The 17,143-nt window shown below is 62.1% G+C and carries 15 protein-coding genes and 2 riboswitches; of the genes, 5 read left to right on the plus strand and 10 right to left on the minus strand.

Annotated elements, in window-relative coordinates; genetic code table 11:
- Positions 1 to 231: 231 nt before the first annotated feature.
- A complete protein-coding gene (thiC, locus tag C6W88_RS04325) occupies positions 232 to 2,184 on the minus strand; it encodes a phosphomethylpyrimidine synthase ThiC (protein ID WP_108131573.1) in 1,953 nt (650 codons plus the stop codon).
- 77 nt (positions 2,185 to 2,261) lie between these two features.
- A riboswitch (TPP riboswitch) is annotated at positions 2,262 to 2,396 on the minus strand.
- Positions 2,397 to 2,407: 11 nt separating this feature from the next.
- Positions 2,408 to 3,076, minus strand: a complete 669-nt coding sequence (gene tenA, locus C6W88_RS04330) for a thiaminase II (protein ID WP_108131574.1) — start codon at positions 3,074 to 3,076, stop codon at positions 2,408 to 2,410.
- An 81-nt stretch (positions 3,077 to 3,157) separates the two neighbouring features.
- A riboswitch (TPP riboswitch) is annotated at positions 3,158 to 3,311 on the minus strand.
- A 763-nt stretch (positions 3,312 to 4,074) separates the two neighbouring features.
- On the opposite strand from tenA, the gene C6W88_RS04335 reads away from it, so the two are divergent.
- On the plus strand, positions 4,075 to 5,133 hold the full coding sequence (locus C6W88_RS04335) for a GSCFA domain-containing protein (protein WP_108131575.1): 1,059 nt from the start codon (positions 4,075 to 4,077) through the stop codon (positions 5,131 to 5,133).
- Positions 5,130 to 5,834 (plus strand): hypothetical protein, encoded by a 705-nt coding sequence (locus C6W88_RS04340; RefSeq protein ID WP_108131576.1) that lies wholly within the window; start codon positions 5,130 to 5,132, stop codon positions 5,832 to 5,834. The genes C6W88_RS04335 and C6W88_RS04340 overlap by 4 nt, the downstream gene beginning before the upstream one ends.
- 199 nt (positions 5,835 to 6,033) lie before the next feature.
- Here the strand turns inward: C6W88_RS04340 and mdoH are convergent, their stop codons facing one another.
- The 6 genes from mdoH to C6W88_RS04370 all read right to left on the minus strand — a co-directional run bounded on the left by mdoH (position 6,034) and on the right by C6W88_RS04370 (position 12,058).
- On the minus strand, positions 6,034 to 7,935 hold the full coding sequence (gene mdoH / locus C6W88_RS04345) for a glucans biosynthesis glucosyltransferase MdoH (RefSeq protein WP_045991957.1): 1,902 nt from the start codon (positions 7,933 to 7,935) through the stop codon (positions 6,034 to 6,036).
- Complete coding sequence (locus tag C6W88_RS04350; RefSeq protein ID WP_231498500.1) at positions 7,935 to 9,521, minus strand: OpgD/OpgG family glucan biosynthesis protein; 1,587 nt, start codon at positions 9,519 to 9,521, stop codon at positions 7,935 to 7,937. Before C6W88_RS04350 ends, mdoH begins: the two co-directional genes overlap by 1 nt.
- A 363-nt stretch (positions 9,522 to 9,884) precedes the next feature.
- Entirely contained in the window at positions 9,885 to 10,241 is a 357-nt protein-coding gene (locus C6W88_RS04355) for a DUF4870 family protein (protein ID WP_231498501.1), read from the minus strand.
- The gene (locus C6W88_RS04360; protein ID WP_045994905.1) at positions 10,238 to 11,179 is read right to left on the minus strand and encodes a lysophospholipid acyltransferase family protein; all 942 of its coding nucleotides are present in this window, start codon (positions 11,177 to 11,179) and stop codon (positions 10,238 to 10,240) included. The genes C6W88_RS04355 and C6W88_RS04360 overlap by 4 nt, the downstream gene beginning before the upstream one ends.
- Position 11,180: 1 nt before the next feature.
- The gene (locus C6W88_RS04365; protein WP_045994904.1) at positions 11,181 to 11,573 is read right to left on the minus strand and encodes a DUF4870 family protein; all 393 of its coding nucleotides are present in this window, start codon (positions 11,571 to 11,573) and stop codon (positions 11,181 to 11,183) included.
- Positions 11,574 to 11,671: 98 nt separating this feature from the next.
- Complete coding sequence (locus C6W88_RS04370; protein ID WP_108131577.1) at positions 11,672 to 12,058, minus strand: VOC family protein; 387 nt, start codon at positions 12,056 to 12,058, stop codon at positions 11,672 to 11,674.
- A 41-nt stretch (positions 12,059 to 12,099) separates the two neighbouring features.
- Between C6W88_RS04370 and C6W88_RS04375 the strand changes: the two genes are divergently transcribed.
- A complete protein-coding gene (locus tag C6W88_RS04375) occupies positions 12,100 to 12,738 on the plus strand; it encodes a class I SAM-dependent methyltransferase (RefSeq protein WP_108131578.1) in 639 nt (212 codons plus the stop codon).
- A 198-nt stretch (positions 12,739 to 12,936) separates the two neighbouring features.
- Positions 12,937 to 14,427 carry an MFS transporter gene (locus C6W88_RS04380; RefSeq protein WP_108131579.1) on the plus strand — a complete coding sequence of 497 codons (1,491 nt, stop codon included), beginning with the start codon at positions 12,937 to 12,939 and terminating at the stop codon, positions 14,425 to 14,427.
- 101 nt (positions 14,428 to 14,528) lie between these two features.
- On the opposite strand, the gene C6W88_RS21485 is transcribed toward C6W88_RS04380, so the two are convergent.
- Together C6W88_RS21485 and C6W88_RS04385 are read right to left on the minus strand one after the other, a co-directional pair.
- Positions 14,529 to 14,681 carry a hypothetical protein gene (locus tag C6W88_RS21485; protein ID WP_156088597.1) on the minus strand — a complete coding sequence of 51 codons (153 nt, stop codon included), beginning with the start codon at positions 14,679 to 14,681 and terminating at the stop codon, positions 14,529 to 14,531.
- A gap of 175 nt (positions 14,682 to 14,856) precedes the next feature.
- Positions 14,857 to 16,191 carry a replication-associated recombination protein A gene (locus C6W88_RS04385; protein WP_108131580.1) on the minus strand — a complete coding sequence of 445 codons (1,335 nt, stop codon included), beginning with the start codon at positions 16,189 to 16,191 and terminating at the stop codon, positions 14,857 to 14,859.
- A 226-nt stretch (positions 16,192 to 16,417) separates the two neighbouring features.
- Between C6W88_RS04385 and C6W88_RS04390 the strand changes: the two genes are divergently transcribed.
- Positions 16,418 to 16,960 carry a hemerythrin domain-containing protein gene (locus tag C6W88_RS04390; RefSeq protein WP_045994910.1) on the plus strand — a complete coding sequence of 181 codons (543 nt, stop codon included), beginning with the start codon at positions 16,418 to 16,420 and terminating at the stop codon, positions 16,958 to 16,960.
- Positions 16,961 to 17,143 lie beyond the last annotated feature (183 nt).

Below are 17,143 nucleotides of genomic sequence, written 5' to 3' on the forward strand. Positions count from 1 at the left end.
AATCTAGCACCGCCCCGGGGCACGAATAATTGGCCTGGGGAGGTAGTCGAGCGGCTTTGCTGGTGGATCCGACGAAGCCGTGATGAGCGTCAAGTGCATGAATCTTTGAGTTAGACTTTTGTCTAACTCTGTGCGGCAGGGCTGAGCCTGAGCGTACAAGACGTGCATTCCCGGGCGGTCGAACGCTGCCCGGGGATGCGCAGGGGAGTGGCTTGTCTCAGACCTCCTTGTTCAGACTTCCTTGTAGAGCTCAGCGCCCTGCTCGCGGAAGACCCGGGCGCGCTCCTCCATGCCAGCCATGACGGCGTCGCCGTCACCCTCCAGGCCGTTGTCGCGGGCGTAGTCGCGGACCTCCTGGCTGATCTTCATGGAACAGAACTTGGGGCCGCACATGGAGCAGAAGTGGGCCACCTTGGCGGAGTCCTTGGGCAGCGTCTCGTCGTGATAGGCGCGGGCGGTGTCAGGGTCGAGGCCCAGGTTGAACTGGTCCTCCCAGCGGAACTCGAAACGCGCCTTGGACAGGGCGTTGTCGCGGCGCTGGGCGCCGGGATGCCCCTTGGCCAGGTCGGCGGCGTGGGCGGCAATCTTGTAGGTGATGATGCCGGTCTTGACGTCGTCCTTGTCGGGCAGGCCCAGGTGCTCCTTGGGGGTGACGTAGCACAGCATGGCGCAGCCGTACCAGCCGATCATCGCCGCTCCGATGCCCGAGGTGATGTGGTCGTAGCCCGGGGCGATATCGGTCACCAGTGGCCCAAGGGTATAGAAGGGCGCCTCGTCGCAGTACTCGAGCTGCTTGTCCATGTTCTCCTTGACCAGGTGCATGGGCACGTGGCCGGGGCCTTCGATCATCACCTGGACGTCGTGCTTCCAGGCGATACGGGTCAGTTCACCCAGGGTCTTGAGCTCCGCCATCTGGGCCTCGTCGTTGGCGTCGGCCACCGAGCCCGGGCGCAGGCCATCGCCCAGCGAGAAGGCCACGTCGTACTGCTTGCAGATCTCGCAGATTTCCTCGAAGTGGGTGTAGAGGAAGCTTTCCTGGTGATGGTAAAGGCACCACTTGGCCATGATCGAGCCACCGCGGGAGACGATGCCGGTGACCCGGTTGGCGGTCAGCGGCACGTAGCGCAGCAGCACGCCTGCGTGGATGGTGAAGTAGTCCACGCCCTGTTCGGCCTGCTCGATCAGGGTGTCGCGGAACACCTCCCAGGTGAGGTCCTCGGCCACGCCCTTGACCTTCTCCAGCGCCTGATAGAGCGGCACGGTGCCGATCGGTACCGGCGAGTTGCGGATGATCCACTCACGGGTTTCGTGGATGTTCTGGCCAGTGGACAGATCCATGATGGTATCGGCGCCCCAGCGGATGCCCCAGGTCATCTTCTCGACCTCTTGCTCGATGGAGGAGGTCACCGCCGAGTTGCCCAGATTGCCATTGATCTTCACCAGGAAGTTGCGCCCGATGATCATCGGCTCGGCTTCCGGGTGGTTGATGTTGGCGGGGATGATGGCGCGCCCGGCGGCGACTTCCTGGCGCACGAACTCGGGGGTGATCTCCTCTGGCAGACGGGCGCCGAAGCCCTGCCCGGGATGCTGGTGGCCGAGGATGCGCTCGACCTCATCGCTGCCTCGATAGCCATCGGCCAGGGCCTGTCGACGCTGGTTCTCGCGGATGGCGATGAACTCCATCTCCGGGGTGATGATGCCGCGGCGGGCGTAGTGCAGCTGGGTAACATTGCCGGCGCGGCCATCGGCGCCACGACGTGCGCGGCGCGGCGTACGAGTCAGTTCGAAGCGCAGCGGAGCGAGCGTCGGGTCGTTGGCACGTCGGCGACCGTAGTCCGAGGTCGGGCCATCGAGCCATTCGGTGTCGTCGCGCTCCTCGATCCAGGGCCGGCGCAACTCGGCAAGCCCGCGACGCAGGTCGACCTCGACCTGGGGATCGGTGTAGGGGCCGGAGGTGTCGTAGACCAAGAGCGGCGGATTGGCCTCGTCGGCCCCGGAGGTGCGGGTCGCCGACAGCGAAATCTCGCGAAACGGCACCCGCAGGTCGTCGCGGGAGCCCTTTACATAGACCTTGCGCGAACCCGGCAGGGGCGTAACCGCGGCCTGGTCGACCTGGGCGGTCTCGGCCAGGAAGTGCGCACTATGGCGGGGTTTGCTGGCGGAAACGGGTTGATCGAGTGGCATAGGCTTGTCCTTCTCACGGCACTGGGTGCTGGCGTTGTTGTGTGCATCGCGTGAGGAAGGAGGGGGCGTCGTGGCCTGGGCCGTGAGCGCTTGATCCCTACGCTGGTCCTCACCGCGATGCCATGGCATCGGGGTTACCCCCAGATCAGGTTCAACGGGTCCCATGCGCTGCATGATCTCAGCCGCCTCTGGCGGCCCCCCGTCAAGCGTGGTGCTGATTGTGTTAGTCGCTTAGATCGAGCCCCATCTGCCAGAAGTCGATCTCGAGTCGTGTCGCGTCGGCGAATATCCGTGACAGTCGCGCAAAGCGCTCGCCGGATACCTGGGCCAGCTGATCGTCGAGCCAGGCCTGCTCCTGGCGTGCGGCGGCCTGGAAGTCGTCGCTTTCGTACATGGCGATCCAGGTGTCGAAGGGATTGTCTGCACCGCGCAGGGTGTCCGAACGGGCGTTGAGCGTTCTCGCGATATCGGCGTAGCCGACCATGCAGGGGGCCAGCGCCACGTGCAGGTCCAAGAGGTCGCCGCGGCTGCCGGCGTCCAGCACGTAGCGGGTATAGGCCAGGGTAGCGCGGGCTTCGGGCAGCTCACTGAGTTCGGCCTCGCCGATGCCCCAGTCGCGGCAGAAGGCGAGATGCAGGCCGAGTTCCACGTCGAGGATGGTCTTCATGCCGTCGAAGGCGCCGCGCAGCTCGTCGAGGCTGTGGCTCTTGTAGGCCGCCAGGGCGTAGGCCCGGGAGAACTGCAGCAGAAACAGATAGTCCTGCTTCAGGTAGTGACGGAAGCTGGCGTCGGCCAGTTCACCACGGCCAAGGGCGAGCACGAAGTCGTGTTCGATGTAGGCGTGCCAGTCATCGCGGCAGGCGTCGACAAGATCGGTAAAGCGGTAGCCCATGTTGCCTCCGGTTGGTGCGAATCCGGAGGGCGGCGGCCAAGGACACGGCGACGAGAAAGGAGGGAGGTGCGCGCGCAGGGGCTGGCACCACCGCCTGATTCCCTACGCCGGTTCAAGGTGTGAAGCCACACCGCACCCGGATCAGGTTCCACGGGATCGGCGCTGGCGGCCGGTGATTCGTCACCCTGGCCCTGCGCCATCTCAGCCGGATTCACCGGCACCCCGTCAAGCGAGTCTGGATCGAGTCTAGCATGACCTCGAAGGGAGTCCACCTCGGCTTGGCAAGAACCGATCCCGATCAGTAGATACGCCGCTGGGGGGAGGAGGTTTCCACGATATCGCGAGAGTGCAACTGCCCAGATATCTGGAGAAGTTTCCGCATGGTTGAGAATGCATTTTATCCGATTGAGGAAAAGTGGCGAAGTAGAGTCCTCATTGATCAATTCGACAAAGTTTCGACGATTTTGTTGTTGTTTAAAGGGATATTTGCGTGGTTTTTCCTGGATGTTCTCTGGATTGTATTTGCGTGTTTTGCGGCTGCCTGATAGAGAATATGTGAGAGAATCTAGAGTGAAAAAAGTACGTTTGTTTTATCGATATTCTGACAGTCTTTGTGCGCTTGATGACTCCTTTGTGAAGAAGGGAAGAAAGTGACAGGTGTGTTGGTCCCGTTTTATTGGCAGCATTGGTTCGCCGAGTTTTCATGGAAGCTAAAAATGCTTGCTTTGTTCTCTTTTGAACCACCCGTGGGTCAGGTAAATGGTGCATGGGGAAGGTTTTTATGAAGGGCTCCGGGGCCGTTGTCAGTGCTCGTTTCTCAACACAATAGACAAATATTTCGCCTATCTTTTTTTATGCAAATATTTTAGAAAGGAAGACGAGATGCCAGTGTTGGCGTAAACATTCCTATTCGTCGTGGCAATGTGTGATTTAAGATAGACGTTATCAATTTTGTTCGTTCACGACCGATGTTATATCTTATATCTGAGGTGATTAATATGAATCCATATTCGACACTTCCAGACCGTGCCTTCTGGAAAAAAGCTGTATCCGAAAAGTCGATTTTTGACATATCCAATTTGTGGTCTCCAAAGTTCAAGATCACAAAGGATAGTAGGGTGGTTACCTTCGGTTCCTGCTTTGCGCAACATATTGGAAATGCTCTTGATAGCAGAGGGTTCAACTGGGTCTCGACAGAAACTCCACCCAAGGGGCTCTCGCAGGAAAATGCAAAAAAATACAATTACAATATATTTTCGGCAAGAACCGGGAATATATACACCACCTCATTGTTGAAGCAGTGGGTAGAGTGGGCAACAGGGATAAAAGAGCCGCCTGAGGAGATTTGGGAAAAGAACGGACGGTTCTATGATCCCTTTCGCCCCGTGGTGGAACCAGAGGGTTTCTGTAGTAAAGAAGAGTTAATGCTCTCTCGAGAGGAGACAATAAAAGCGTTTAGGGAATGCATCGTCTCATCAGACTTCTTTGTCTTCACCCTAGGGTTGACTGAAAGCTGGTTCAATTCGGAATACGGCTACGAGTATCCGATGTGTCCCGGGACTTCAGCAGGGACCTACCTGAAAGGTATCCATGCGTTCAAGAATCAGATGTATCCCTCTGTGATGAATGATCTGCGAGATGCCATAGAAATAATGCGTCATGAGAATCCTGAGTTACGCTTTATATTGACAGTTTCCCCTGTTCCTTTGGTAGCGACAAACTCCAGGAACAACGTGATCGTCGCTACAATGGAATCCAAGTCAGTGTTGCGTGCCGTGGCTGGGCAGATTTCTAGAGGTTGTAATTATGTGGATTATTTTCCTTCGTATGAAATAATCAACAGCCCGGTTTTCAAGGGGGTGTTTTTCGAACCCAATCAACGAAGTGTTAACCCCCACGGTGTCGATTTTGTGATGAATCATTTTTTTTCTTCTCTGAGGACAAAGTTCGGCGCTGAGATTTTCGGAAAACAAAACAAGAGGGTAGGTAGCGTAAAGAAAATGAATGATCTGGTTTGCGAAGAAGAGATCTTCGACGCCTTTGGAGGTAAGGAATGAAGAAGAATATTTGTGTGCTGGGCAATAGCCACGTTGGTGCTTTGAAAAGAGCCTGGGACCTGATGACAGAGTGGCATCAAGAATATAATCTTGTCTTCTTTACCGCTAGAAGTAATGGCTTGGGTGGACTGATTCTCATCGATAATAAACTGGTTCCAAAAACAGATAGATTAAAGAGAACCATCACCTATACATCGGGTGGCAAGAGTGAGATTGATATCGTTGAGTATGATCTATTCTTGATTTACGGACTTCAGATGGAAGTTTTTTTTGTCGAACCTGGCAAATTTTTTTCATCAGCAGTAATAAAGCAAACCGTGCTGGATAGTGTCAAGGGTACGACGTCCTGGAAGATCATGGAAATGATCAGGAGCGTGACCAACAAAAAGATATATGTTGGACATAATCCCCTGCCTATTCAGAAGAAAGGTGATGATAGAAGTTATCCTCCGGAAAGCTACCTGTCCGGAATAAATTTGATGAACGATGAAGTGTATGATAAATGCAATGCCGAGTTGATCGCTCAGCCTGCTGATACCATCGTCAACGGATGTTTTACGGAGCGGGAGCTCTCGAAGGGAAGTAAAAGATTGCCTGTAGGGGATGCCATGGATGAGGAAGCGCATCCAGACCATGATATCAGGCATATGAACGAAGAGTTCGGGAAAAAGTGGCTATCCTGCTTTTTAAGTAGAGATTGACAAAGGGTTTTCCTGGCGGATGTGTGTTATTCGGAGCTGGAGAACGCTCTTTGTAGAGCAAAGCGTTACCACCAGACAGCGGCAAACAGATGAATCATGGATCACGCTACTATGCTTGACGTGTCGTAGTCCGCTGGGATTCCCCCTCCGGATGATGCAAAAGGAGGGGGAGGACACAACGCTGTGCCACGGCACCGGCTCAGTCGACGGGCTTCTCGCCGGAGACCTCCGGCGCCGATTCCGTGCCGTGCTCGCGAAAGGACTGCACCGGCATCTCGCGGGGGACTTCCCGTGGCGGCTCGGCCGGGGTCGCCGGCGGCGGTGGTGCCTCGGCGACGCGAAGCTCGCCTACCACCGCCGGGGGGCGGGTCTCGCTCGGGACCAGCAACAGGCCGGCGCGCCTCAGGGCCCGGCCGATGCTCAGGCTGGAGCTCCAGCGGACCAGCGGAGCGGCCATCACCAGGCCGAGCCACACCGGCGTCAGCCAGATGAAGAAGCTCGGGGTGAAGGCCCAGGTCACCAGCGCCCACAAGGCGCCGATCAGTGACCATAGCCAGGTGTGGCGAAAGGCTTCCTTCCAGGGCAGGGCGCGGCCCTCGCGGGACTGTGGATCCCAGGCGACGGTGCGGCCGCTCAGTACCTGAATCACGAAACGACTGTGGAACACCATCATCAGCGGCGCGATGAGCATGGCAAACAGCGTCTCGAGCAGCATGCTGGCGACGAGCCGGGCCCGTCCGCCATAAGCCTGCGGGTTCTGGATCAGCCCCAGCACCAGCCCCAGTACCTTGGGCATCAGCAGCATGCCCAGGGTACCGATCAGCAGCGGCATGATCAGGTTGGGTGGGGCGATCGGCCAGTCGGGAAACAGCTGCGAACTCGAGGTGAAGAAGTTGGTCGGCACCAGCGCCCGGATCAGGGCGTCGATGGTGCTGATCACCAGGATCGCCAGCCACACCAGCGACGACAGGTAGGCGAGGGCACCGAAGAAGAAGTGCAGACGGCTGAGCACGTGCAGTCCGCGCCCGCCGAGCAGGCGCATATGCTGCAGGTTGCCCTGGACCCAGCGCCGGTCGCGTTTGGCGTAGTCGAGGATATGACTCGGCATCTCTTCGAAGCTGCCGCCCAGGTCGGTGCGCATGCGCACCTGCCAGCCGGCACGGCGCAGCAGCGCCGCCTCGACGAAGTCGTGGCTCAGGATATCGCCACCCAGCGGTGGCTTGCCGGGCAGCTCCGGCAGGCCACAGGCATCGGTGAAGGCGTCCACGCGAATGATGGCGTTGTGGCCGAAGTAGTTGGCCGCGGTGGCGTGCCAGAAGCTCAGACCGCTGGCCAGCATCGGCGAGTAGAGTGCAGCAGCGAACTGGTTGGCGCGGCCAAACAGGCTGTCCTGGCGCACTGGAATCGGCACCGTCTGCAACAGGCCAAGGCGCGGGTTGGCCATCATCTCGTCGATCAGCTCGATGACGGTGGTGCCGCTCATCAGGCTGTCGGCGTCGATCACCAGCATGTAGTCGTAGTGGCTGCCCCAGCGGGTGCAGAAGTCGCCCAGGTTGCCTGCCTTGCGCCCGACGTTACTGTCACGGTGGCGGTAGTGCAGTTGGCAGTGGCCTTCCAGGCGCTTCTGGAGCTCGGCCATGGCGGCCTTTTCCTCGGCCACCACCTCGTCGTCGGTGCTGTCGCTGAGCACGAAGGCTTCCACCTCGATGCCTTGCGGCAGGTCATCCAGATCCTTGCAGGTGGCCTCGAGTCCGGCGGCGACTCGCAGCACGTCCTCGTTGTGGATCGGCATCACCAGGGCGGTGCGGGAGTGGGAGCCTTCGGGCCGCATGGGATAGGAATGGCGCGGCTTCAGGCTCAGCGGGTCACGCCCGGTCAGGTTGAGCACGAAGCCGATCAGCGCGCTCCAGAAGGCCATGGTGATCCAGCCGAAGGTGATCGCGAACAGGCCGATGATCGCCATCTCGAGCGGACTGATGCCCTCCACGTAGAGGATCCTGAACATGGTCCAGACCCCCAGCGCCGTGGTGGCGGCAATGGCCAGGCCGACGCCAAGACGTCGCAGGCGTGGCCAGGGTACCTCGGGAGTATGAGCGTTCATCAGGGGCTCCAGATGCTGTTCCAGGTTTCGCTCAGGCGCTCGCCACGAAGCATGAGGGTCAGGCGGATATCAGCGGGCTGGTCGCCGTCGGGCAGCAGCGTGAAGCTGGCGCGCCAGGTGTCGTTGTCGGGCAGCGGTGTGACCTTGGCCTCGGCGGTCTCGCCGCTGGAGGTGGTCAGGGTCATCTCGACCGGTTGGCTGGCATCGAGTCCCTCGAGCTCACCGCCGCGGAAGTCGATGATGAACTGGCGCAGGCGCTCGTCGGGGGGATCGCTCTGTCCCGGCACACCGCCCCAGCCCTGGCGCGAACGCACCACACGAGCCAGCGGCTCGGCCGTGGGGGTGTCGCCGAAGGTCCAGGTACGATAGCGATAGGTGCGGGAGTCGCCGGCCATCAGCGGGGTGGCGGGCACCCAGTAGGCGGTGATGTTGTCGTGAGCCTCGCTGTCGGTGGGGATCTCCACCAGCTCGACATGGCCTTCACCCCACTCGCCCTGGGGTTCGACCCACTGACTGGGGCGACGCTCGTAGCGGGCCTCCATGTCCAGGTAGGCGTTGAAGTGCTGGGGCCGCTGGACCAGGCCATAGCCCTTGGGCGAGGTGTCCTGCAGCCCGGAGATCTGCAGGCTTTCGGGGTTTTCCAGCACGCGCCATGTCCACTCGCCGGTGCTGGTGGCCATCAGCAGGCCGCTGGAGTCATGTACCCGGATGCGGTAGTCGTCCTCCTGGCGGCGATCCATCTCGCCATGCAGGAACATGCTGGTCAGCGGTGCGACGCCGAGCTTCTCGACGTCTTCCCTGGCAAACAGGCGTGCCTCGGTGTCGACCTGGGTGCGCTTGCCCGGGGCGATGTCGAAGCGGTAGGCGCCGGCCAGAGACGGGCTGTCCAGCAGCGCCAGCACGGTCATGTGGGTATCGCCGGGCTGCGGCTTGACCAGCCAGTATTCACGAAAGGCGGGAAACTCCTCGCCCTGGGGCAGGGCGGTGTCGATGGCCAGGCCACGGGCCGACAGGCCGTAGCCCTGGTCGCGGCCGACCAGGCGGAAGTAGGACGCGCCCAGAAATACCGCGAACTCATCCTTGTAGTCGGCGCGGTTGAGCGGGTAGTGCAGGCGAAAGCCGGCATAGCCGAGCCCACTCAGGTCGAGCTCGGCGAGGTCGGCGGCATCGTCGTCGTAGCGAAAGCGCTCAGGCTCGAAGGGCAGCGAGCGTACCTCGCCATCCTCCAGCAGGTGGATATCCACCGGCTGGTCATACAGAAAGCCTGGGTGGAAGAGCTCAACCTCGAAATCGCCATCATCCTTCCACAGTGCCCGCTCATCGCGGTAGCGAATCTGTCGGTAGCGGTCGTAGTCCATCTCGGTGAGGGCCTCGGGCAGCTCGGCAGAGGCCTCTTCATAGGGGGACGCGGCCAGTTCCTTGGCCCGGTTCGTGACCTGTTCGAACAGCGCGCCGGTCTCGACGGCCATGGCCGGCGTCGTCAATGCGGCGCTGGTGATGACGCCGACGAAGGCGAGCGCCAGGTTGCGCGAGCCAGGTCGCCGCCGTGCAAGGGTGTGTCGTGCTCGAGATATTGCCGTGTCCAAGTGCGCTCTCCTTGCGAGCGGACGAACGCCCGGTGGCTCGGGGTCGCCCGCTGGGGGTGTAGGGGATCCTTCTGCCGTTCACATCGATGGCATGTTCTATGCGACCTTCTATGCCACTTTCTATGTCGCTTTCTATGCCAAATCGAGCCAGTCTTTAATCTAGCCTATTGGCCGAGACAAAAGTTGCAATAGATGTCAGCGGAGTGCATTTGAGGATTTGTGCCAGTTCGGGTTCCGTGTCGCCGATTAGCGACGGTGTCGGGGTGGGCAGGTTACTGAGCGGTAACGTTCAGGTGGCCAAGAGCGAACGACTGGGAGTCCAGGAAGGGAGGTTGCATGTTTGGGGGAAGAGTCTTGCCGCGCCTACCATAGCCAGCTGGATGGCCTGGGCGGCGGCAGGCGCTGGTGCAGGGCACGCCAGCCGACGATGCAGCGGATCACGAACCAGGCGGTGACCAGCAGTGGGGGCAGTGCCAGGCCGATGATCAGCACCGACAGTACCACCGCGGCGACCATGTAGAGCAGGCCGATCCAGAAGGTGCTGATCAGAAACTGGTAGTGGGCACGCAGCCAGGGGGCGGCGTCGGTGCGATAGACGTAGGCGACGACCAGCGCGATCAACAGTGTCACGAATCCGCTCACCAGCCCTGCCAGGTAGAGCAGATAGAGGACGTGGCCGACGCGAGTCTCCGGCGGCGGTGACACTGACGCTGTCGTCACTTCATGTTCCTCGAGCTGTAGAGGCGGTAACGGCGGAAGTCGGGATCGCCACGTTGTTCTTCCAGGGTCTTGGTGTAGCGCTTGTATTCCCACTGGTACTGGGCCGGGTCGAGTGCGATCACCGCCTCGATGCTGGCATTGACCCCGCTGCAGGAGATGGTCTCGTCTTCATCGTAGACGCGCTCGTCGGCGGCCAGGAAGTACAGCGCGAAGCCCCGCCCGGGACGGCGCAGAGCGACGCCGGTCACGACCCTTGCATTGGTGCGCGACACCAGCTTGGGCAACAGGGTGGCAGTGTAGGCGGGGCGCTCGAAGAAGGGCGCGAAAACGCCGCTGCCCCAGCTGGGTTCCTGATCGGGCAGGATGCCGACGGCCTCGGATCGCTTGAGCGCCTTGAGCAGCGCCGCCACGCCTCGGGGGTTGGTCGGCACCAGGCTGGCGCCGCAGCGCTCGCGCCCGGCGCGGATGATCGGGTCCAGCGGTGCCAGCTTGGGCGGCTCGTACATGGCGGTGAAGGGGAAGTGGCTCGACAGCCAGAAGTTCAGCACCTCCCAGTTGCCGAAGTGAGGCGCCAGGATGATCACGCCCTTGCCCTCGGCGCGGGCATCATCCAGCAGTTCGCGGCCATGTACCTCGACGATGCTGTCGGCCACTCGGTCGGGGTCGCCCTGCCAGGCAAAGCCGAGTTCCAGCATGGTGGCGGTGGAATGCTTGAGGCTTTCGCGCCCCAGGGTGGCGCGACGGGCCTCGGTAAGGTCGGGATAGACCACTTCCAGGTTGAGCCTGGTCACCGCGCGTTCGCGCTTGAGCAGGGGGTAGGCCACATTGACCAGGGCGACGCTGAGTCGCCACAGGGTCGTCGGTGACAGACGCGACAGTATCCGCCACAGGCGTGATATCGCGGTAGCCTGGAGTCGCTGTTGCCAGGGGACGTTCATATCAGATCAACCAACTTTCCACATTGTCCGGAGCGCGCTTTTCCTGCAGTGCCTTGAAGCCTTTGACGCAGCGCACGATCAACCACACCGCCAGGGCCAGCAGCAGCGGCAGGCCGATCACGATCAAGGTCAGGATCGACGCCACGATGCCGTAGAGCAGGCCTATCCAGAAGGTACGGATCTGGTAGCGATAGTGCTCGTCTAGCCACTCGGGGCCCTTGCCACGGTAGACGTAGGCGATGATCACCCCTATCACCGCGGTGAAGCCGGTGACCAGGTTGGCCAGCAGCAGCGCGTAGCCCACCAGCGACATGGTGGTGTCGGCGGGGGGCGTGTCGCCAGGTGAGGGAGGCTCGACAGTGGGTCGTTGAGGCGTAAGGTCGTGTTGGCTCATCCATGGTCCCTTGGGTGCATGTCATACGGCCCCGTTATCATACCCAGCCTGTGCCGCATTGCCATGACAGGCGAAGCGACCCGCAGGGACGACCGACGTTACTCCTGTTTGAGCGGACGGCTGATCTCCAGCAGGTTGCCGTCCGGGTCGCGAAGATACAGCGACTCGATCTTGCCGGTGGCACCCTGACGTTCCACGGGGCCCAGTTCCACCTCGACCGACAGGGCATCGAGGTGAGCCTTCACCTCAGCCAGCGGCAGATGGCTCTTGAAACAGACGTCGAGGCTGCCTGGGGTAGGGGTGGCGGCCCTGGGGGTCACGTCGGTGGCGGTCCAGTGCAGGCGCAGGGCCAGCTCGCCGAGCATCAGGTCGACCCGCTCGGTATCGCGATAGCGGACGTCCAGGCCCAGAACGCGGGTGTAGAAGTCCACGGCGCGGGAAATATCGGTCACGGTGATGACCAGGTGATCTAGACCTGACAGCATGCCTCTCTCCACAAATGATCCAAGTCCCAGAGAATACGACGATGCCAAGCTGTCCGCTATGCGCAAACCCGACGACGCACCACTTTCATGCGGACGGGCGCCGCGACTATTTTCGCTGTTCGGTATGTGACCTGGTGGCGGTGCCTCCCGAGCAGCGACTGGGACCGCAGGCCGAGAAGGCGGTCTACGATCAGCACGACAACCGCCCGGATGATCCCGGCTACCGTCGTTTTCTGGGGCGCCTGTTTGATCCCCTGAGCGAGCGTCTGTCGCCGGGTGCCGAGGGGCTCGATTTCGGTGCGGGGCCCGGTCCGACGCTGTCGCTGATGTTCGAGGAGGCGGGGTTTGCCACTCGGATCCATGATCCCTACTACCATCCCGCGCCGGAGAACCTGAAGCGGTATTACGATTTCATCACCGCCACCGAGGTGGTCGAGCACCTGTTCGCGCCCGGCCCGGTGCTGTTTGCGCTGGCGCGACAACTGCGACCCGGTGGCTGGCTGGGGCTGATGACCAAGCGCACGCCGGAGGACTTTGCCCGCTGGCACTATATTCGTGATCCCACCCATGTGGTGTTCTTCAGCGAGACGAGCTTTCGCTGGTTGGCCGAGGCACTTGGCATGAGTGTCGACTTCCCCGCGGCCGATGTGGTTCTGATGCGCCGTGACACGAGTCACTGAGGCCGGATTTATGCTTGACCAACAATGCGTTACAGATGCATGGGTGACGCCGTTCGAAAGACATTGACAGGCGCGAAAAGGGGGGTATATTCGCCGCCCAAGAGTCGTCGATACGCACCGCGACGGACGGACTCGAAACATCAACACCCACCCGCCGCCGCCGTCCGCGTCGTCCGCATCCCTGGAGCCCGACTCCTCATGTCTCCCCAACTCCTGGCCATGGCCCTGCCCCCCGTTCTGGGGCTATTCATTCTGGGCATCGGCAACGGTTTTCTGTCTTCGCTTATCACCCTGCGCCTGGACGCCGCCGGTGAATCGCCGGTGGTCATCGGCTGGGTCTCCGGCGCCTACTTCATCGGTCTTGGCCTGGGTGCCCTGTTCAACGACCGGCTGCTGCTCGCCATCGGCCATATTCGTGCCTACGGCAGCTTCGCCTCGCTGGTGGCGGTGACGGTGTTGCTGCAGGGGCTGATCCTGGATCCGGTGGCCTGGTTCGGCCTGCGTCTGATCGGTGGCTGGGCCACGGTCGGGGTCTTCCTGGTGATCGAGAGCTGGCTGCTGGCCTCCGGAGACTCCAAGGTGCGCGGGCGTCTGCTGGCGCTGTACATGATCGCCCTGTACGGCTCAGGTGTGCTCGGTCAGCTGCTTTTGGGCATCACCCAGAATATGGGCGAAACGGCCCCCTTCATGGTCATCGGTGCCCTGGCCTCGCTGTCGGTGCTGCCGATGGCGATGATTCCGCGGGTCACGCCACTGCTCGACAAGGTCGAGCCGCTGTCGCCGCTGCGCCTGATGATCCTCACCCCCACCGGGGTGGTGGGGGCCTTCGGTTCCGGCATGCTGGCGGCTGCGGTGTACGCCCTGATGCCGCTGTATCTGCAGCGTACCGGCTTTGATCTGGCCGAGGTCGGCCAGCTGATGGCGATAACGGTACTCGGCGCCATGCTGCTGCAGTATCCGGTGGGCCGCTGGTCGGATCGTCACGACCGCCAGCTGGTGCTGATCCTGATCGGTCTGTTCTGCCTGGCCATCTCGCTGGCGGTGCTGCTGCTGCCGTTGCCGAGCTGGGGGCTGGCCGCGCTGCTGTTCCTGCTGGGCGGTGGCGTCTTCTCGTTGTATCCGGTCTCGGTCAGCCACTCGGCGGACCGTGCACCCGCCGGCGCCCTGGTGCCCATGAGTCAGGGCCTTTTGCTGATCAGCGCGCTTGGCTCCTCGGTCAGTCCGCCGCTGGTCAGCCCGGTAATGGCGGCGCTTGGCGATACCGCCCTGTTCATGGCCTTCGGCGCCCTCGGTGGCGCCCTGGTGCTGTTCTTCGCCTGGCGTCGCCTGGTGCGTCCGGCGCCGGTGCCGGTGGTGCCGTTCTCCCCGGCGACGCCGTTGTCGTCGGTGGGTGCGGAATTCGTGGTCACCGACGAGTGGGTGGCGGGCGCCAAGGAGCACGAGCATATGGAAGACCTGTCCGACGTGGTGCCGGACGTGGACGTGGCCGAGCCCATGGTGGGGCCGCCAGCGGAAGAAGGTCAGTACGTGCCTTATTTCGATGAAGACGGCTACCACGATGGCGTGCTGGAGGTGAACCATCACGAGTCTGATGAAGACGCCGCCGCTATCGAGCCAACGCCCGTCGAACCCGGCTGGGAGCAGGAGTCGCCGTCGGCGGCTGAGCCGGGCGAGGCACCCAAGGGCTGATCAACGTGGCCGGCGAACTTGTCCCTTTGGGTCGCCGTGGGCGGCCCAGACCTGGCCAGAGGCGCCGGCCTGAGCGGTCAACATGTGGCAGACAGTGGGCCTCAGTTCGGTCCGAACAGCAGCTTGAACAGCGCACGACGTACCGCGGGTGTCGCCTGCTGGCGGGCGTAGGCCAGCAGCACGTCGTGATGGTTGGGGTGACGGGCGTTCTGTACCAGGATCTGACGAGCTTGCTGTAGCTGGGTGGCCGACATGACAGTCCCTCCGGAGCATCGGGTGCCCACCATGGGCACTTGAGTCCCACAGTAGTCGCGGTCCTGGCTCGCTCCTTACGATACGTGGTTGTGCTGCAGCGGCCTATTTCCTTCCCACGTCGAAGACCGATGGTTTTTCTCAAGTGGTATCTGCGCTGCCACCTCCGCTGCTATCTCATCCGCCATCCGCGGCCTCATCGAGCTGCGCCCGCCAGGCCATGATGCGAGCGAAACGCTCTTCCTGGCCATGATCGGTGGGGTGGTAGAAGCGCTCGGTCGGCACTGCCTCGGGCCAGCAGTCGTGGGCCGACCCCGCCGGGTAGCCGTTGGGCTCGGCGTGGGCGTAGCGGTAGCCGTCGCCGTGGCCCAGGGAAGTCATCAGCTTGGTCGGTGCGTTGCGCAGGTAGGTCGGCACCTCCAGGCTCGGCTGGGCCGCGACAAAGGCCTGGGCCTTCTTCCAGGCCTGGTCGATGGCGTTGCTCTTAGGCGCCACCGCCAGGTGGATGGCGGCGTGGGCGATGGCGCGCTGGCCTTCGTAGTCGCCCAGACGCAGGTAGGCATCCCAGGCCGACATGACCAGCGGCAGGCAACGCGGGTCGGCGTTGCCGACGTCCTCCGAGGCGATGGCCGCCAGGCGACGGATGACGTCCAGCGGATCGCCACCGCCCTGGATAAAGCGGGCCATGTACAGAAGGGCGGCGTCGGGGCGTGATGAGCGTACCGACTTGTGCAGCGCCGACAGCAGGTCGTAGTAGTGATCGCCCTGCTTGTCGAAGGCGCTGGCGGTGTGGCCGATGACGTCTTCCAGCGCCTCGCGGGGCAGACGCTCTGCACCGCCTTCCGCCAGGGTGAAGTCGCAGGCGGTCTCCAGAAGGCCCAGGGCGCGCCGGGCGTCGCCGGCCGAGGCGCGCGCCAGTATCGCTAGCACCTCGTCTTCGACGCGGATGTCGCGGTGACCAAGGCCGCGCTCGGGGTCGGCCAGGGCGCGGCGCATGACCTCGATCAGCGCGGCCTCGTCCAGCGCCTTGAGCACATGGACACGGGCCCGGGACAACAGCGCCGAATTGACCTCGAAGGAGGGGTTCTCGGTGGTGGCGCCGATCAGCGTCAGAAGGCCTGACTCGACGTGGGGCAGCAGGGCGTCCTGCTGACTCTTGTTGAGGCGGTGGATCTCGTCGAGAAACAATACCGTGGTCTGCCCCTGGCCCTGGGCCACCCGGGCGCGCTCCACCACCTCGCGAATGTCCTTGACCCCGGCCATGACCGCCGACAAGCGCTCCAGCCGTGCGCTGGAGGCGCTGGCGAGGATATCGGCCAGGGTGGTCTTGCCGACGCCGGGTGGCCCCCACAGGATCATCGAGCGTACCTGGCCGGCTTCTACCATGCGCCGCAATGGCTTACCTGGCCCCACCAGCGACGGCTGGCCCACGTAGTCGTCCAGGGACCTCGGGCGCATGCGCCAGGCCAGGGGCGCGGCGTCTTCCTGGTGGGCCTGTTCGAACATGTCCATCGTCGACTCCTGGGAAGAATGAATTGAGCGCCAGACGTCAACGCTCAGGCGGTGTGTAGGAAATCAACCCTTCTGAATGTGGCAATTTTCGTCGGGCAAAAACTCGATTATGCGTCTAGGGTGATACATTCCGGTTCCCGCACGATCCGGAACCTGACCCGAGAAGGCCAGTCTAAGCTAGGGTGCCTTCAGCTCATGCTGACCACAGGAGGTTTCCGTCATGCCCATGCTAAAGCAACTGCGACGGGATCATGCCAACATGGCGCGCATACTGCACGTCCTGCAACTCAAGCAAAAGACCCTCGCGCAGGGAGAGCGGCCCAACTTCCAGCTCGTCAGGGAGGTGGTTGACTATATTCTCGACTACATGGCGGGGTTCACCCTGCCCCTGGAGCAGATCTGTACCGACCGTCTCAAGGAGCTGGCCCCCGAAAGCGAGGCAGTGGCCGAGCAACTGTCCGGCGACTACCGCAAGCTCAAGGCCCGGCTGACGCGCCTGTCCCGTGACATCGACATGATCCTGATGGATGTCGCCATCCCCATGGACCAGTTTGCCGATGACCTCAAGCAGTACCTGGACAGCCACCGTGCTTACCTTCGCCAAGAGCGTGAGGAACTCTTCCCGCTGATCAGCGAGCACTTCTCGGACGAAGATCTCGATCGCCTGGCCCACGCCCTGCCGGAGAACGCCACCGCCGAACTTGAGCGACTCCAGGCGGCCTACCCTGAACTCTATGCCGAGCTACGCGAGGAGCCGGTACCCGCCTGATCGGTTTTTCCCTCGTTCGTTCCTTGCTTCTCGAGCATCACGTCGTCGGCCCGAACTCCGGTTCGGGCCGCATGACGTCTGCGCTCACCTCGGCGCGCTGGCGTATCCGTGGGCGCCCTTGCTGCGCTTATGCAGGTCCGCCAATGTCGGGTAGAATGGCGCCCATGTTGATTCAGGTGCCGT

The organism is Halomonas litopenaei (assembly GCF_003045775.1).
GTDB classification, from domain to species: Bacteria; Pseudomonadota; Gammaproteobacteria; order Pseudomonadales; family Halomonadaceae; genus Halomonas; species Halomonas litopenaei.

What these genes read in the sequence shown, in the direction of transcription:
- C6W88_RS04340 (WP_108131576.1), top strand. Translation starts at nt 5,130, where the DNA reads ATGAAGAAGAATATTTGTGTGCTGGGCAATAGCCACGTTGGTGCTTTG.
- tenA (WP_108131574.1), bottom strand. Translation starts at nt 3,076, where the DNA reads ATGGGCTACCGCTTTACCGATCTTGTCGACGCCTGCCGCGATGACTGG.
- C6W88_RS21485 (WP_156088597.1), bottom strand. Translation starts at nt 14,681, where the DNA reads ATGTCGGCCACCCAGCTACAGCAAGCTCGTCAGATCCTGGTACAGAAC.
- C6W88_RS04380 (WP_108131579.1), top strand. Translation starts at nt 12,937, where the DNA reads ATGTCTCCCCAACTCCTGGCCATGGCCCTGCCCCCCGTTCTGGGGCTA.
- C6W88_RS04390 (WP_045994910.1), top strand. Translation starts at nt 16,418, where the DNA reads ATGCTAAAGCAACTGCGACGGGATCATGCCAACATGGCGCGCATACTG.
- C6W88_RS04365 (WP_045994904.1), bottom strand. Translation starts at nt 11,573, where the DNA reads ATGAGCCAACACGACCTTACGCCTCAACGACCCACTGTCGAGCCTCCC.
- C6W88_RS04335 (WP_108131575.1), top strand. Translation starts at nt 4,075, where the DNA reads ATGAATCCATATTCGACACTTCCAGACCGTGCCTTCTGGAAAAAAGCT.
- C6W88_RS04370 (WP_108131577.1), bottom strand. Translation starts at nt 12,058, where the DNA reads ATGCTGTCAGGTCTAGATCACCTGGTCATCACCGTGACCGATATTTCC.
- C6W88_RS04375 (WP_108131578.1), top strand. Translation starts at nt 12,100, where the DNA reads ATGCCAAGCTGTCCGCTATGCGCAAACCCGACGACGCACCACTTTCAT.
- thiC (WP_108131573.1), bottom strand. Translation starts at nt 2,184, where the DNA reads ATGCCACTCGATCAACCCGTTTCCGCCAGCAAACCCCGCCATAGTGCG.
- C6W88_RS04385 (WP_108131580.1), bottom strand. Translation starts at nt 16,191, where the DNA reads ATGGACATGTTCGAACAGGCCCACCAGGAAGACGCCGCGCCCCTGGCC.
- C6W88_RS04360 (WP_045994905.1), bottom strand. Translation starts at nt 11,179, where the DNA reads ATGAACGTCCCCTGGCAACAGCGACTCCAGGCTACCGCGATATCACGC.
- mdoH (WP_045991957.1), bottom strand. Translation starts at nt 7,935, where the DNA reads ATGAACGCTCATACTCCCGAGGTACCCTGGCCACGCCTGCGACGTCTT.